The sequence below is a fragment of the Actinomyces denticolens genome (assembly GCF_002072185.1).
GTDB lineage: Bacteria > Actinomycetota > Actinomycetes > Actinomycetales > Actinomycetaceae > Actinomyces > Actinomyces denticolens.
Window position 1 is genome coordinate 22477 of the sequence record NZ_MVIW01000015.1, and the last position, 16598, is coordinate 39074.

General features: G+C 67.7%; 7 protein-coding genes (1 of these 7 running past the window's edge). All 7 read left to right on the plus strand.

All coding sequences use genetic code 11. From position 1 onward, the window contains the following. Tightly spaced (at most 35 nt apart), the 7 genes in view from B1H55_RS05810 to fabG form a layout consistent with a single transcriptional unit that may run on beyond the window. Positions 1 to 1102, plus strand: partial view of an SDR family NAD(P)-dependent oxidoreductase gene (locus tag B1H55_RS05810; protein WP_077241078.1) — the 3' end only. It extends 9971 nt beyond the left edge of the window; 1102 of the gene's 11073 nt are visible here — the last part of the coding sequence; its start codon lies beyond the left edge, outside the window; the stop codon is at positions 1100 to 1102. After that, positions 1095 to 8999, plus strand: a complete 7905-nt coding sequence (locus B1H55_RS05815; RefSeq protein WP_077241079.1) for an SDR family NAD(P)-dependent oxidoreductase — start codon at positions 1095 to 1097, stop codon at positions 8997 to 8999. Before B1H55_RS05810 ends, B1H55_RS05815 begins: the two co-directional genes overlap by 8 nt. Beyond that, positions 8989 to 13542 (plus strand): beta-ketoacyl synthase N-terminal-like domain-containing protein, encoded by a 4554-nt coding sequence (locus B1H55_RS05820; protein WP_080461633.1) that lies wholly within the window; start codon positions 8989 to 8991, stop codon positions 13540 to 13542. The genes B1H55_RS05815 and B1H55_RS05820 overlap by 11 nt, the downstream gene beginning before the upstream one ends. Further along, entirely contained in the window at positions 13539 to 14789 is a 1251-nt protein-coding gene (locus B1H55_RS05825) for a hydroxymethylglutaryl-CoA synthase family protein (RefSeq protein ID WP_077241081.1), read from the plus strand. The genes B1H55_RS05820 and B1H55_RS05825 overlap by 4 nt, the downstream gene beginning before the upstream one ends. Before the next feature lies 1 nt (position 14790). Next, positions 14791 to 15552, plus strand: a complete 762-nt coding sequence (locus B1H55_RS05830; protein WP_077241082.1) for a polyketide synthase — start codon at positions 14791 to 14793, stop codon at positions 15550 to 15552. A 35-nt stretch (positions 15553 to 15587) separates the two neighbouring features. Then, positions 15588 to 15836: an acyl carrier protein gene (locus tag B1H55_RS05835; protein WP_077241083.1), complete on the plus strand. Its 249-nt coding sequence runs from the start codon at positions 15588 to 15590 to the stop codon at positions 15834 to 15836. Further along, complete coding sequence (gene fabG, locus B1H55_RS05840; protein WP_043508389.1) at positions 15833 to 16558, plus strand: 3-oxoacyl-ACP reductase FabG; 726 nt, start codon at positions 15833 to 15835, stop codon at positions 16556 to 16558. Before B1H55_RS05835 ends, fabG begins: the two co-directional genes overlap by 4 nt. Positions 16559 to 16598: the final 40 nt, after the last annotated feature.

Sequence of the window (16598 nt, forward strand, 5' to 3'; positions counted from 1 at the left end):
CCAGGCGGGGCGCCTGGCTCAGGATCACCGAGCCCTTGTCGTGGCCAGCAGCCAGGAGGAGCTGGAACGGGAGCTTGACGCGCTGGTGTCCAGGAAGACCGGGCGTCCTGCGCTCACGGACACCGGACGCGCCTGGCTGGCCGGGGAGAAGGTCGCGTGGCCACGTCCCCAGGGCAGCCGACGGATCTCGCTGCCGGGCTACCCCTTTGCCCGCCGTCGCCACTGGAGACCAACGGCTGTCACCGTCCCACCCGTTCCCCCCACCCACGGCGCCTCGCTCCCGGGCGCGCGGGAGACACTGTACCCACTGGTGCACCGCAACGAGTCAACCCTGTTCACCCAGCAGTTCGTGAGCAGCCTGGGCCCGGGGGTACCGCAGGCGGCTGACCACCGCGTCGCCGGTCAGCCGGTGCTGGCTGGCGCGGCATCGCTCGAGATGATGCGGACCGCCGCCTCCGCCAGCCTTGAGCATCCTGCGCACACCTTGACTGACATCGTGTGGCCCGCCATGGTTCCTCTCGATTCGCCCATTGACGTGCGCACTGTACTGACTCCAACGGCTGAGTCCCTGCGCGCCGAGGTCGTGGCGCAGGACCGCGCGGTGCCAGCGGCCAGCGCGACGGTGAGCCTGGAGCCGACTGCCCCGGTCGTGCCGGGGCTTGACCTTGACGCCCTGCGTGGGATCTGCGGCGAGCCCAGTGACGCCGCGCCTGTGCGCCGGCTGCTGGCCTCCTGCGGTCTCGATCATCTCGGCTGCTACCGCCAGCTGCGGGCGTGCAGCTCTCGCGGCGACCAGGTGCTTGCGCGCCTGGGTGCCCTGGAGAGCGAGAGCCCCTCCTTGCTGGCTCCCATGCTGAACGCGGCGTTCGAGTGCGCGGTCCTGCTCGGCTCCGAGCAAGGGCTGTACCTCCCATACGCGGCGGAGTCGGCGAGGTTCAGTGATGGCCCCCTGCCCATGCGGGCGTGGGCGCACCTCATCCGACGTTGTGGGCCAGCAGACCGGTTCGTCCTGGACCTGTCTGTGGCAGACGAGGCGGGACGCGTGATTGTCGAGATCGACGGCCTTGTCCTGCGTGAGCTGAAGGAGCCATATCATGCCTGAACAGGAGCTCAGCTACTTACGTGTTGCAGCGACGCGGGCGTCGACGGGGCCTCGGGCGGTGGACGGCGATATCCGCGACGTCATCGCCGTCGATCCACCTGGTGGCCAGTGGCCTGGGACCGGGATCCGCGACTGCCTCGCTCAGGCGGGCGTGGCTGTCAACAGGGTCGGGGAGTGGAGCGCTGTGGCACCTGCGCTCAGGGACATGGACCGGCAGGGCCGTCCTCCTGCCGCCGTCCTGGTTCCCGGATCGTGCGCCGATCCTGTCGCGTGGCTCGAGGTGCTGCTGGAGCTGGTTCACAGCGTGATGGCTCTCCGGCGTGACAGGGCTGTGGACGTGATCGTCGTGCACGACGCGGCATCCGGTCCCGCCCAGGCGCTGCCGTGGGCCGAGGCGGCAATGGGCCGGGTGGTCACGCTGGAGGATCCGCTGGTGCGGCTGCGTTCAATGGTTGTGGCCGGCCCTGTGACGGCTGACCTGGCTCAGCGCCTATGCGCTGAGCTGCGCGGGCACGACGACTGGGTGCGTGTCTTCACGCAGGGCCGGGAGGTGCTCCAGGTCGTGCCTGCTCCAGCAGTTGGCCACGAGCCAGTGCCCCAGTGGCCGGCGATGTCGACTGAGGAGATCGTGCTGGTTACTGGCGGCACCGGTGACGTCGGCAGAGTCCTGGCACGCAGCATCGGTGCCGAGAGCGGTTGCACCCTTGCTCTGGTGGGCCGCAGCCCGCAGGATGCCCCTGGACCGGCCCGGGTGCTCGCGGACCTGAGGGCGGCTGGTGTCGCCGTGCGTTACGAGCGGTGCGACGTGACCGACCGCGTCGCGGTTGCGGACATGACCGCGCGCCTGCGCGCCGATGGCGTCTTGCGGGGTGTTGTCCACGCCGCTGGCGCGGTTGACGACGCCTTTGTCAGGATGAAGACCGCCGCGTCCGCGCGGGCGGTGGCCGCTCCCAAGGTCCTTGGGGCCACCTGCATCGACGAGATGACGCGCGATGACCCGCTCGCGTTCTTCCTGCTCTGCTCCTCCCTCGCGGGGACCTTGGCCAATGTGGGCCAGGCCGACTACGCCTTTGCCAACGGTTTTCTCGACGGTTTCGCTGTACGGCGGGAGGCTCAGCGGCTCCGGGGCGAGCGGCATGGCGCGACGTGCTCAGTGGTTTTGCCCGCCGTGCGCGGCACCGCGATGGTGGACAGCCTGCCGGAGACGGCAAGTACCGCGGTGAGCCTGTCCACTGAGCAGGCTGTCAGCGCCTGCCAGCACGCGGTGTCGGCGGGGGTGCCGGTCCTGGTGCCAGTGAGCGAGGGCGCCCAGTCCGTGATGACCGCCTTGGCGCGGGGCGGCGAGTCAGCGGCTCCGGACGCGCGCATCGCTGGGGACCGTGTTGAGGAGATCGTGCTACAGGTTGTTCGGGAGGTCACCGGACTGGACGCTGAGGAGGTGACGCCTGTCACCAGTTTTCGGAGGATGGGCGTGGAGTCCATCCTGGCGCTGTCCCTGACTGCGGCCCTGGAGAAGCACTTCGGCCAGCTCCCCAAGACCTTGTTCTTCGAGCACGACAACCCTCGTGAGCTCGCCGCGCGTCTGGCTGCCCAGCACCAGGCCGCTCCGGATACCGGTCCCGGTGCCAGCGAGCCCTCCGAGCGCCCCAGCGGCGGGCCCGCTGGCGTCGCGGTGCCGCCTCCGCCGACGAGCCCGCTGCCTGGCAAGTGGGACCTGCTCGCGGCCCGGGCACGTGCTGGGGCGGGCGCGAGCGCCTCAGGACCAGCAGGCAGCGCTGAGTCGTCCGGATCGCTCCGTCGTGATTTCGCGATCATCGGTATCGCCGGACGCTACCCGCAGGCTCCCGACCTTGACAGCTTCTGGCACAACCTGCGCGAAGGTGTGGACGCGGTGACGGAGGTGCCGGGCTCACGCTGGGACCACGAGAGGATCTTCGACCCAGAGGGGCGCCGCCCCGGCAGCACGGTCAGTCGCTGGGGAGGCTTCCTCGACGGTATCGAATGCTTTGACCCGCTCTTCTTCGGCATCTCGCCGGCCGAGGCCGCCTATATCGACCCGCAGGAACGGCTGTTCCTGCAGACAGCCTGGCACGCGCTGGAGGAGGCGGGGTATGCGCCTGACCAGCTGGACGGGCGCGAGATCGGCGTCTTCGCTGGAGCCATGTTCAGCCACTACCAGCTGCTTGCTGATGCGGCCGGCGTGCGCGGAGGGGGCTCCTTCTCCTCCATCGTCAACCGAGTGAGCTGGACCCTTGGGCTGCGTGGCCCCAGCGTCGCGGTCGACACCATGTGCTCGTCATCCCTGACAGCCCTCCACCTGGCGTGCAGGAGCCTGGCGACGGGTGAGTGCGAGGCCGCGATCGTCGGTGGTGTCAACATCATGCCCCACCCGGCGAAGTATGTGACCCTGTCGCAGGCGGGGTTCCTCTCCACCGACGGACGCTGCCGCTCCTTCGGTGCCGGTGGTGACGGTTACGTCCCGGCAGAGGGCGTGGGCGCGGTCGTGCTCAAACCGCTGCGGAGGGCACTGGCTGACGGGGATCACGTCCATGCTGTCCTGCGGGGCAGCGCGCTGAACGCCGCCGGCAGGACCAACGGGTACACGGTGCCCAGCCCCGTCGCCGAGGGCGATGTGATCGGCGCGGCCCTGAGCGCTGCTGGTGTCGACCCGGCGACGGTGAGCTGCGTCGAGGCGCATGGCACTGGGACTGCGCTGGGGGATCCCATCGAGCTGGTCGGCCTGACCCACGCGCTTGGTGACGCCAGTGACCACCCCCAGGTCTGGCTAGGCTCGGTGAAGTCCTCCATCGGCCACGCGGAGTCTGCTGCGGGTGTGGCGGCGCTGACCAAGGTGGTCCTCCAGCTGCGGCACCGTACGGTCGTCCCGTCGCTGCACTCAGCGCCGCCCAACCCGAACCTGGACCTGGTGTCGGCAGGCTTCCGGGTTCCCCAGCGCGCCGCCACCTGGGCCCCGCTACGTGCTGATGAGCCCCTGCGAGCCGTTGTGAGCGCGTTCGGAGCAGGAGGGGCCAACGCGAACATCGTGGTGGAGGAGGCTCCTGCCCAGCCAGATCCGCACGCTGGTGACGACGGTCCGCAGCTGGTGGTGCTGTCCGCTCCCGACGCTGAGCGCCTTGATGCCGTGGTGGACTCCTGGCGTCGTTGGCTGCGCCCGCGGCCTGTGGGCTCCGGCGCGCCCCTGACCGCGGCGCTGGAGGAGGTTCTTGCCCTGCCCACCGGCAGCGTGGATGAGGACGACTGCCTTGAGGATCTGGGACTGGACGCTGTCACCTGGGGCCGGGTGCTGGAGCGGGCCGGACTTGACGTGATGTCGCCGGGAGCGCGGCGCGTGAGCGAGATCCAGGCCCTCGACGCTCCGGCAGGTCCTGCGGCCGCGCCACTACCGACCCTTGCCCAGATCGCCGCCACGTCCCAGCTGGGCCGTGTCGCGCACCCCCACCGGGTAGCGGTGCTGGCCAGCTCCACTCAGGAGCTGAGCGAGGCCCTGGAGGCACTGGTGCGGGGAAGGGAGCATGATGCCCTGCTGACCGCGCCATCCAGCCAGCCTGCCGGTCTGACTGACGTGCTGGGCACGCAGTTCACGCAGGGGTTCGTCGCCGACGCCGTTCGGCAGCGCCGTTGGGCCGACGCCGCGCGTATGTGGGTCCTGGGGGTGCCCGTCGACTGGGCCCCGGCGTGGCAGGGGCGCCGACCACGTCGTGTGTCTCTGCCGCTGTACCCCTTCCGTGAGGACGTGTGCTGGCTGACACCGACTGGCGCGGGCCGGCCCCTGGCACCCGCGACCGCCGCGGGCGAGCCAGCACCAGAGCTGCCGGACCATGCCCCGCACAGGACCGGCTCCGTCGAGGACTTCGTCCTGAGCACCTTCTCTCGGGTCCTGGGTATCCCGCGGGACCGACTGGACGTCGGCAGCCCGCTGGAGGCGTACGGGACGGACTCCATCCGCATCCGTCAGCTCCTCTCCGCGCTCGAGACGCGGTTGCCGAAGCTGCCAGCCTCCCTGATGTTCCAGGCGAGGACGGTGGGTGACGTTGTCGACGCCATTGTCACCCGTTGCGCTGACAGCAGGGATGCCGATGACCTGGCCGAGGCGGTGCCGGTGCCGGTGGTGTCTCAAGCGAGTCCAGCGGATCACGCGGGTACCGGGGAGGATGACGATATCGCCATTGTCGGTGTCGCTGGGCGCTTCCCGGGCGCTCCGGACACCGGTGCGCTGGCCGCACGGCTGCGGGCGGGCGAGGACTTGGTGAGCGAGGCGCCGCCGCACCGGTGGGACTGGCGCCGCTACGAAGAGCTCCGGCTGCGCTGGGGCGGCTTCATTGACGAGGAGCGGTGCTTCGACGCCGAGTTCTTCGGCATCGCTCCTTCCACGGCTGCCTATATGGATCCGCAGGAGCGGATCCTCCTGGAGTGCGTCTGGCAGTGCGTGGCCGACGCCGGATACGTGCCGCCCTCCCACGCTGCTACCGGTCAGCGGGTCCTGACCACACGCACCGGCGTCTACGCCGGTGTGTCATTCAAGGATTACGCCCTGCTCGGCGCGCAGGAGCTGGCACGCGGACGACTGGTGCCGGTGGACTCCCAGCACTATTCCGCGGCCAATCGTGTCTCTTACCACCTGGACCTGCAGGGCCCCAGTATCGCCGTGGACACCGCGTGCTCCTCCTCGCTCACCGCGCTGCACACGGCGTGCGCCGACCTGCGCGCCGGTCGCGCGGATGCCGCAGTGGCCGGGGGCGTCAACCTTCTCCTCCATCCCGCCAAGATGGCGACTCTGTCCATGCTCGGGTTCGTCGCGCAGGACGGCCGCTGCCACAGCTTTGGCGACGGAGGCAGCGGATACGTCCCATCCGACGGGGTCGGTGCGGTCCTCCTCAAGCGTCTGAGCGACGCTCGTGCGGATGGAGACCACGTCTACGCTGTGGTCAGGGGATCCGCGGTGAACCATGGTGGTCGAGTGCACGGCTACACCGTCCCCAGCCCGGCTGCCCAGACGGCGCTGGTGCGTGAGGCCTTGGCCTCAGCACGGGTCGATGCCCGCACAGTGACGCGTCTGGAGGCGCACGGAACGGGTACCGACCTCGGTGACCCTATCGAGGTTGAGGCGCTGACGGCGGCCTACGAGGGCGCGGAGCAGGGCAGCGTGGTGATCTCCTCGGTCAAGGCGAACATGGGTCATGCCGAGGCCGCTGCCGGGATCGCGCAGGTGATCAAGGTAGTGCTTGAGATGAGCAGGGGCGAGTGCTTTCCTCATCGCACCAACTCGGCGACGGTCAATCCCCGCCTTGCGCTGGAGCGCACGCCGTTCCGGCTGCCGACCAAGGGCGAGCCGTGGCAGCGCAAAGTCGTTGACGGCGCCGAGGTCCCGCTACGAGCGGGCATCAGTTCCTTCGGCGCAGGAGGGGCCAACGCGCACCTTGTTCTTGAAGAGGCGCCTGCTCGGGTCCAGCTCGCAGAGGGTCGTGAGCCGGAGCTCGTCGTCGTCTCCGGCACGGACGGGGACTCGCTTGGTCGTCAGGTCCGGGCTCTCCTCACCGCGCTTGATGGCGGCGACGCTGGCCAGCCGTCGCTGGCAGCGGTGGCCACGACACTGCGGCTCGCACGGCCCGCGCTGTCCCACCGGCTCGCGCTGGTTGCCTCCACCGTGGGCGAAGTGCGCTCCGCGCTGCGCTCCTATCTTGACGGCGACGAAGGACCCGTCGTCCTGGGCACGGCCGAGCCAGACGCGGATGCTGAGCCGGCGCGCGTGACAGCGCGCCCCGGTCCTGGGCAGCTTCTTGACGCTGGCCGGGCCTGGACCCGGGGGCGGCTGCTGTGGGGCGAGGGATGGCGAACGGGCTCGGTCGTGCCCCTGCCGGGCTACTCCTTTGCCCGAACGGAGCACTGGCTCTACAACGATGCGCCTGTGCTACCGGCCCAGGAGGGGGCCGGTGAGGGTGAGAGCGAGGCCGCTGCGGCCGCCGAGGACAGCACTGTCGAGCCATCGCTTGCCGTGGTTCTGAGCGGTGCGACGCCCGCCGAACGCGAGGCCGCTGTTGAGGCCGAGGTAAGACGGCTCGTGGCGGCCACTCTCGGGTACAAGGATCCTGGGGCGCTGGAGGCGTCCAGAGGCTTCTTTGACATGGGCATGGACTCCATCAGCTCCACTGATCTGTCGAACGCGATCGAGGAGCGTGTGGGCAGGGCGCTGGACATGCAGATGGTCTTCACCTATCCGACGATCGAGAAGCTGACCGGCTACCTGCTGGAAGAGCTGGAACAGGACTATGGGCAGGACCATGAGGCACTGGCTGCGCCGCCCGCGGCACCGGACTACCCGGTCACCCTGCTGGCACCGACCTGGATCCCTGTTCCGCCCGAGGACGGCGACGAGAAGGCTCCGGATGTCCTGCTTCTGCTGGCTGACACTCCTGACCTGTATGACGCGCTGGTGGCGCTGCCGCCCGGAGCTCGTCCGCGTCGCATCGTCCTTGTTCGCCCGGGCGCGTCTCGGCAGCGCGTCGGCGCGGACAGCTTCTGCGTCCGCACGAGCAGCAGACCTGACCTGGACTGGCTTCTCGAACAGGTCGGCGAGACCATCTCCCACGTCCTGGTGTGGTGGAGCAGAGACGATGAGGCGCTGTCCGAGCAGTTGGATGCCGGCTACTGCACGGTGATGGCTCTGTGCCAGGCCCTGCGAGCGTCTACCGAGGAACCCACCAGGGTGCTGGTGGGATACGGCCGTGCCGATGACGGGTTCGCGCCATCGGCCGCGGCTGGTATCGGCGGCTTCGCCCGTGCGGTCCGGATAGAGGTGCCGGGCCTGGATGTGCGTACCCTTGAGGTGGCGGTGCCTTCGCTGCCGTGCGCGAAGGTGGCCGAGAGCGCGCTCCGGGTACTGAGCGCCGATAGCGCGGCGGTTGAGTCCCGTCTTGCCCCGGACCTGGAGAGACGTGGTTTCACCGGATTACCCGGCGTCTCGGCGCCTTTGCCCTTCCGGGAGCGCGGTGTCTACCTGGTGACCGGCGGGCGCGGCGGGCTCGGTTCCCTGTTCGCCCGTGAGCTTGCGAGCCGGTACGGGGCAACTGTGGTGCTCGCGGGACGCCGTCGGCCAGACGAGGAGTCCGACGAGGTGGTTGCCGAGATTCGCGCCGCTGGTGGCAGTGCTGAGTACATCAGCATGGACCTTGGCGACGGCGGTGCGGTCCGTGAGCGCGTTGACGACATCCTCGCTCGTCACGGGAGCCTGAACGGCGTGATCCACGCGGCTGGTCTCGTCCGTGACGGAGCCATGCTGGGCAAGTCCCCTGAGGACGCGGCGGCCGTCCTGGCCCCCAAGGTCGCTGGTACCGCAGCTCTTGAGGAGGCTGTTGCCGGTCTCGACCTGGACGTCTTCGTCGCCTTTAGCTCGGTGGCGGGCGTGCTTGGAAACTACGGCCAGAGCGACTACTGCTTCGCCAACGCGTCGCTGGACCAGTCCATGGTCCGACGCGAAGCCTTGTGCCCTGGGCGCTCCGTGTCGATCAGTTGGTCGTTCTGGGGAGGGGTGGGCGGCATGCCCGCCACTGAGGCGGTCCGTAAGCAGATGCGCAGGCACATGGGTGTCGAGCCGCTGGAGGCAGAGGACGCGTGGAGATGCCTCACCTGGGCCTTGGCCAGCGGCAGGCCTCACGTCATTGTGACCAAGGGCGATCTGGAGAGGCTGTCCACGGTATTTGATACCGAGGCGGTGGCTGCTGGTGAGATGGACGGCTTCGGCGCGGGCCAGGACGCGGTCGCATTCTCAACGTCGCCCCTGCCGGACGATCTGGACAACTTGGACGAGGAAGCGCTGGCCGAGCTGCTCAGGGCAGAGATCGAGATGTCAACTATGGAATTGGGAAACCATGGCAACTAGTACCGTCGGCTTACTGAAGCAGTCAATCTCCACCATCCGCGAGTTGCGGGCGGACCTTGAGGCGGTGCGACGACGCAGCCACCCGGAGCCGATCGCCATCGTCGGCATGGCCTGCCGGTTTCCGGGTGCTGCAAGGAGCCCCGAGGACTACTGGCGCGTTGTGCGGGACGGTGTCACGACCGTCGTACCGGTCCCGGAGCAGCGGTGGGACGCGGACGCCTTCTACAGTCCCGCCCCGGCCAGGCCTGGCCGGTCCTACGTGCGCAGTGCCCACTTCTTGGAGGACGACGTCGCGGGCTTCGACGCCAGGTTCTTCAAGATGGCGCCGGTCGAGTGCCGCTCGGTGGATCCGCAGCAGCGGCTGCTGCTCGAGATCGTGTGGGAGTCCCTTGAGGACGCTGGAATCGACCCTCTGAGTCTGGCTGGCAGCCAGACCGGGGTGTACCTGGGTATCTCGGGCAACTCCGAGTACGGCAACCTGATCGGCTCGGTGTCAGATGTAGATCAGTACGTGTCCACGGGAGTCGTCTCCAGCGTGGCCGCTGGGCGCGTCTGCTACACCCTTGGCCTCAACGGTCCTGCGGTGTCCGTCGACACGGCTTGTTCGTCGTCGCTGGTCGCCGTCAAGCTCGCGATGGACGCGCTGCGCCAGGAGGACTGCGACGTCGCCCTGGCGGCGGGCTGCAGCCTGATGCTGGCACCGTCTGTGATGTCCAGTCTGTGCGCCATGAACGCTCTTGCTCCGGACGGCCGCAGTAAGCCCTTCTCCGCCGACGCTGACGGCTACGGCCGCGGCGAGGGGTGCGGTGTCGTCGTGCTCAAGCGGCTTGGAGCCGCGATAGACGCTGGTGACCGTGTCTGGGCGGTGCTGCGCGGCGCCGCCATCAACAACGACGGCGAGAGCAGCGGACTCACGGTGCCCAGCGCGCATGCCCAGCGTGATGTCCTCGCCCGGGCGCTCAAGGTCGCCGAGGTCAGCCCTGATGAGATCGACATGCTTGAGACCCACGGCACTGGAACCCTGCTCGGGGACCCGATCGAGACCGACGCGATTCGCAGCGTCTACGGGGACCGGCAGGAGCCGCTGCGGCTAGGGGCGGCGAAGGGCAACATCGGCCACCTGGAGTGCGCCTCCGGCATGGCCGGGCTGATCAAGGCTGTGCTCCAGGTGTACCACGGTGAGTTCGTCCCGGTCGCTGGCCTCACCGAGGTGAATCCCCGCGTCGGCGAGGGCCGTGGTATCGCTTTCCCGCGAGAACGCGAGCAGTGGCCGCGTCCGGAGGGGCGACCGCGTCGTGCCGCGGTGAGCGCGTTCGGCTTCAGCGGGACCAACGCCCACGTCGTGCTCGAGGAGGCTCCGACTCCGCCGGCGGCCGCGCCCTCTGCTAGTGATCCGGTGCTGACGTTGTCAGCGAGGACCTCGGAGTCCCTGCTCGAGCAGGTACGGCGGTACGCGGACTTCTTCCGTGCCCACCCCGACGTCGACCTGGACGCGGTGTGCCAGCAGACCAACCTGGGCCGGGCGCTGTTCGAGCACCGGCTGCTGGTTCTTCCGCGCTCGGTCTCCGAGGCCGTCCAGGTGCTTGACGAGATGAGTCGATGGGCGGAGGGCAGGGAGGATCTTTACGCTGACGCCGTTGAGATTCTCGGAACCAGCCACGGCCGGGACCGCTACGCTGCCCGTCGGCGTCTGTTCCTGACCTTGAGCGACGGTCGTGCGCTGCTGGCGCACACCGATGACCAGATCCCACCCAAGTTCGTTCTCGCTCTTGGGTCGGACAAGACTGATGCTGACCAGCAGGAGCTGTGGGCGAGGTGGCCGGGCTACGCCGAGGCCCGCGCGGTCGCGGCTGCCGCCGCACAGGGCGCTGGCGACCTGGCAGATGTCTTCTCCCATGCCTACGCGCTGGGAACGATGCTTCGACAGCTGGGCGTGGAGCCGAGCCTGGTCACTGGCTGTGGAGGCGGGGCGATGGCTGCCGCCGTGCTGGCTGGCCTGGTCGACCTGGACTCTGCGGCCGGGGCCTTGTGCCAGATAGCGCGGGGGGAGAGGCCCGGGGCTCCCCGGCTGCGCAGTCCCCGTGTGCGCTACTGCTCCTGGGAGGCGGGCGCCGTGGAGCGGGACACTCGTGCTGCCTGGGAGATGGCCTGCGCTGATGCGGCCTCTGGGGCGTCCTCGTCGTCCCCGCTGCCCGGCATCGAGAGGATGGGCTACCGCTTCGTGCTCCTGGGAGGGGTCGGACACCTGCAGAGCGCGCGCGACGACGTTGTCCTGCTGCGCACCGGCGACGCTGACGGCAAACCCGAGATCTCGAGGGTTCTGGCTCAGACAACTGCTCTGGGAGGGTCAGTGCGGTGGCCCAGGGGAGGGCCTCTCTTGGAGCGAGGAGTACAGCTTCCCACCTACCCGTTCCAGCATGTGCGCTACTGGCTGGAGGCGGATGAGCCAGGACCGCGCACGCTGCTCGACGCTCACAGGTTCGCCCTCGACGGGGCGCGACTGGACCTTCCCGGGACTGACCCCAACATCCTGCATGTCTTCTCCGCTGAGAGCTTCAGTGAGGCGGCGGACAACTCTGGAATCGTCCATATCGGCTACTACATGGAGCTCCTTTCGCGCGCGGCCAGCCCCGTCCTGGACGAAGGGCACCTCGTTGTCGAGTGGATGGAGCTGCTGCAGGCTCTGGTCGTCCCGCCGGATACTCCGGTCGAGGTGCTGCTGAGCTTCAGCGAGGACTTTCCTGCCGGGACGTTCAAGATCTACACCCGGGAGGCTGGGGGCGCGTCGTGGGCGTCAATCGCGCGTGGCGCGTTGTCGGTGACGCACGACCCGTGCCCCGATGCGCCGTTCGCTGACGACGAGGAGGCTGTCCCATTCTCGCAGGAGGAGTTCTATGGTCCGCTGGAGAACGACAAGGGCTTCTACTTCGGCCCCTCCGTGCGGGCCGTCGTCTCTGGCCGTCGACATGGCACCTGCGGGATCGTGGAGCTGAGCAGAGCCGATGGCACCCCCCGTCGGGGCCAGTACGCGCTTGGCTTCCACCCTGGTTTCGTCGATGCCTGCGCGCAGGCGTTCAACCGGTTCTCTCACGAGCGGACACCGGCTGGCCAGAAGTACATGGTGCAGAGGGTGGAGCGGGTGCGGCTGTGGGGCTCCACCGCGCCCGACGACGTGGAAGGTCCGCGGTGGGGTCGTGTGACCGTTGACGATATCGACGTCGACTCGGGCACCCTCAGTGGTTCCTTGTCTGTGTCCAGCGATGCTGGTGCTGTACAGCTTGACATGGGTCGTGTTGTCCTCAAGGCCTTTGATGAGGAGAGGATCGCCCTGATGACGGCCGCTCAGTCCTCCCAGCGGGGAGTGGACGAGGCTCTGCTCGCGCGCTTCCAGCGTTCTTCGCAGGAGGGAAAGGTCGCTCTTGTGCTCGAGATGCTCCAGGATCTGGTCAGTGAGGTCCTTGGGATGGAGCGGGCAGAGGTATCAGCGGCGCTAGCGATGCAGGACCTCGGGCTGGACTCGATGACGGGTATGGAGCTCTACACCAAGGTGTCTGAGCGCACTGGCACGACGCTCACCCTCACCGACCTTCTGGACGCGGACAACCTGGCCGGGCTCGCGCAGGACATCGCCGCGGCGATGCAGCGGCACCGGCAGGACCGGCGTGGGGATGATGCCGTGGACACCTCCCTGTCGCACTGGCTGCGCGGCACTGAGAAACTCTCGAGGCCCGCGAGGGTGAGGCTGCTGTGCTTCCCGAACGGGTACCGAAGCGCGGACATGTTCGACGGGTGGCAAGAGGTCCTGGGGCCCGAGATCCAGGTCCTGGCAGTCCAGCTACCGGGAATGGACGCGTCACGCCTGCGCGAGGCGCCCCCGGTCTACGTCGACAGGTTCTGCGAAACGCTGGAGAGCATTGTCGGAGAGGCCCTCTCAGATCTGCCCGTCGCCACCTTCGGGCACAGTTGGGGATCGCTTTTCTCTTTCCGTCTGGCTCACCGCCTGCGCACCAGCGGGGCGCTTAACGTGGTCCGCGCCTTTGTCTCGGGGTTCACCGCCCCTAATCGTCCCAACGGAGGCACCGAGAAAGTGCTGCGTGAGTTGCAGCGCGAGGGATTCGACCGGATTCCCCAGTTCGATGAGGTCGAGGGAGACGAGCATCGCCTCAATGCGGTAGTGGCTGCCTACGTGAAGGCGTGGAAGTACTCTGAGGCGGAGACACGCGCTACTCTTCCGCAACTGCTTGCGGCCTGCTGCCTGATCGACCGATACAAACACGCGGAAGGTGAGAAGCTGGACGTGCCTATGACGGTGCTCCACGGCGTTGACGACTACGGGGTCTCTCTGGCAGAATCGCGTGCGTGGGAGGACCTGGGAGCGCGAGAGGTCAACCTTCACGTCCTCGCGGGGGATCATCAGTTCATCAACGTAGAGCAGTCAGAGGCGCAAGTACTGGAAATTGTGCGCGCCGAGCTTCTTGCCAGCCTGCCTAAGGCGCGCCCCTCGAGCGAAAGCCGGGACGAAGACGAAAGGGTCCAGAGATGAGCCGGCTGTCAGGAATTGAGGCCATCAACTTCTATGGAGGAAGCGCGTACCTGGATGTCGAGGAGCTGGCGCGCCACCGCCAGTTGGATAATAGCCGCTTTGAGAACCTGCTGATGTCGCAGCGCTCTGTCCCGCTTCCCTATGAGGATCCGGTGTCCTATGGCGTCAACGCGGCCGAGCCGATCGTCTCCGCCATGTCCCCGCGAGAGCGCGACAGCATCGAGATGGTTATCACCTGCACCGAGTCCGGCATTGACTTCGGGAAGTCAATGAGTACCTACATCCACGAGATGCTGGGGCTGTCACGCCGGTGCCGGCTGTTCGAGGTCAAGAACGCCTGCTTCTCGGGTACCGCTGGTCTGATGATGGCAGCCTCCTACGCGCTCTCCTCGGGAGCCAAGGCGCTCGTCGTCGCCACCGACCTGGCCCGTTTCACTGCCGCTGACGCCGGTGAGGCCCTGCAGTCGGACTGGTCCTTCGCTGAGCCAAGTGGGGGAGCGGGGGCGATCGCCATGCTCGTGAGTCAGCAGCCGCATGTGCTCCGACTGGATCCGGGGGCCTACGGGCTCTACAGCTACGAGGTGATGGACACCTGCCGACCGGTCCCGGACAGCGAGGCAGGTGACGCGGACCTGTCACTGCTGTCCTACCTGGACTGCTGCGAGAACGCCTACCGCGACTACGCCTCGCGCGTGGCCGGTGTGGACTACCAGAGGACCTTTGACTACTTGAGCTTCCACACGCCTTTCGGGGGAATGGTCAAGGGGGCGCACCGCACGATGATGCGTCGCGTCGCCAAGGTGCGCAAGCAGGAGGAGATTGACCGCGACTTTGATTCCCGTGTGCGTCCCGGTATCGAGTTCTGTCGCAGAGTCGGAAACGTCATGGGGGCGACGGTGTACCTTAATATCCTCAGTACCATCCACCACGCCGAGGTGTCGCGTTCCTGCAGACTGGGAGTATTCTCCTACGGCTCGGGCTGTTCCTCGGAGTTCTACAGCGGCGTCTTCGACCGGGACAGCCAGGAGCTGGTGGCTAAACGCCGCATCGCCGACCACCTGGACAGCCGGTACCGGCTCAGCATCCCCGAGTACGAGATGCTGCTGCGCACGAACGGGGCCGTGGCCTTCGGCACCCGTAACGTCGACCTTGACCTGGATCTTATTCCGGGTGCTCGCGCGCGGGGTGGGCGACGGCTAGTCCTGTCACGTATCCGTGAGTACCACCGCGAGTACGAGTGGGTGTGAGATGAGCGGGGACGTCGTCACACTGAATCATCCATATGACGGGATCGCCCTCATCCAGATGTGCGACCAGGAGGGCGGGAACACATTCACGGCCAGTCTTCTGCGACAGTTGCAGGAGCGTTTCGCGGCCGTGGAGGAGGATGAGTCGGTGCGCGCGGTCGTGCTGACGGGGGTGGGCCCCTACTTCTGCTGCGGAGGAACCCGGGAATCGCTGATTGACCTGCATGCCGGTCGTTCCACTTTTTTGGGTGAGAACTCCGGGGCGGCGGTGTACTCGCTCCCGTTGTCCTGCCCGGTGCCTGTGATCGCGGCGATGCAGGGCCACGCTATCGGCGGGGGACTGTCGCTGGGACTGTTCGCGGACTCTGCCGTCCTGGCGGCCGAGGGCGTCTATGGGGCGACTTTCATGAAGTACGGCTTCACCCCAGGGTTCGGCTCCACGTTGGTCTTTCCAGCCCGGCTGGGGCAGGTACTGGGCAATGAGATGCTGCTCAGCGCCAAGACCTACCGTGGTGTCGAGCTCGGGCGGCGCGGTGTTCCGTACCCTGTGGTGACACGGCGCGACGTGGTGGATGAGGCGCTGCAACTGGCGCGTGTGTACGCCGAGCGCCCCCGTCACTCGCTGATCATCCTGAAGGATGCCCTCGTCGCCGACCTGCGGGCGCGGCTCGCCTCGCAGATTGAGATCGAGCTCGTTATGCACGAGCGCACCATTCACCGGCCTGAGGTCGCTGAGCGCCTAGCGACCCTGTATGACGGCTGATCCCCAGGAACACTTCTCGAGAGAAAGGAAGAACAATGACCACGGATACCGCCTTCGAGGCTCTCGTCGCCTCTGCCCGGGAGATTCTCGGGCTGCCTGAGGACCAGGTTGTGACTCAGGCCGATAGCCTCAGAGACCTGGGAGCCAACTCTGTTGATCGTGCCGACATCATCACCGATGCCATGGAGGAGCTGGGTGTGTGGACCGCGTTGGTCAGCTTTGCTGACGCCCAGAACCTCGGGGAGCTGGCTGACGTCCTCGAGCAGAAGGCGGGCCAGGAATGAGGCCGGTGGCTGTTGTGACCGGAGGCTCGCGCGGTATCGGTCGCGCCGTGGTCGAGCGCCTGGGGCGGGACGGCCACGATGTCGCGGTGCTGTGCTCCTCGGCAGTGTCGACCACCGATGACGCCTGTGCCGCGGTCCGGGCGGCTGGCGGCCGGGCAGTCGGCTATCAGTGCGATGTGAGTGACTCCTCCCAGGTCCGCACCACGGTCAAGGAGATTATCGACGAGCTGGGCTACCCCCAGGTCCTGGTGAACAACGCTGGTGTCATCCGGGACAACGTAACGGCCATGATCAGCGATGAGGACTTCGACCGGGTCGTGGCTGTCAGCCTCCGTGGAGCCTTCCTCCTGACGCGCGAGTGCTACTTCGGCTTCCTGCGCCAGCGTCACGGCTCCATTATCAACGTGGCGTCTGTGTCAGGGCTGACTGGTACGGTGGGCCAGTCCAACTACGCTGCGGCCAAGTCCGGGATGATCGGCCTGACCAAGTCGGTGGCCAGGGAGCTCGCAGAGCGAGGCGTGCGCTGCAACGCTGTTGCGCCTGGCCTGGTCCGCACGGAGATGGCGCACGACTCGATCTCTGACGACGCTCTGTCTCAGATCCCCATGCGCAGGGCGGCGCTGCCTGAAGAGGTTGCCAGCGTCGTCGCGTTTCTGGCTGGTCCTGACAGTACTTACGTCACTGGGACGGTGATTCGTGTGGATGGTGGGCTGGCGGCCTGAGGCTGTGATGGGCGGACGATCCTATGCTACTGTGCGGGTG

Coding starts and splice junctions, on each gene's coding strand:
- B1H55_RS05815 (WP_077241079.1), top strand. CDS start 1,095: ATGCCTGAACAGGAGCTCAGCTACTTACGTGTTGCAGCGACGCGGGCG.
- B1H55_RS05820 (WP_080461633.1), top strand. CDS start 8,989: ATGGCAACTAGTACCGTCGGCTTACTGAAGCAGTCAATCTCCACCATC.
- B1H55_RS05825 (WP_077241081.1), top strand. CDS start 13,539: ATGAGCCGGCTGTCAGGAATTGAGGCCATCAACTTCTATGGAGGAAGC.
- B1H55_RS05830 (WP_077241082.1), top strand. CDS start 14,791: ATGAGCGGGGACGTCGTCACACTGAATCATCCATATGACGGGATCGCC.
- B1H55_RS05835 (WP_077241083.1), top strand. CDS start 15,588: ATGACCACGGATACCGCCTTCGAGGCTCTCGTCGCCTCTGCCCGGGAG.
- fabG (WP_043508389.1), top strand. CDS start 15,833: ATGAGGCCGGTGGCTGTTGTGACCGGAGGCTCGCGCGGTATCGGTCGC.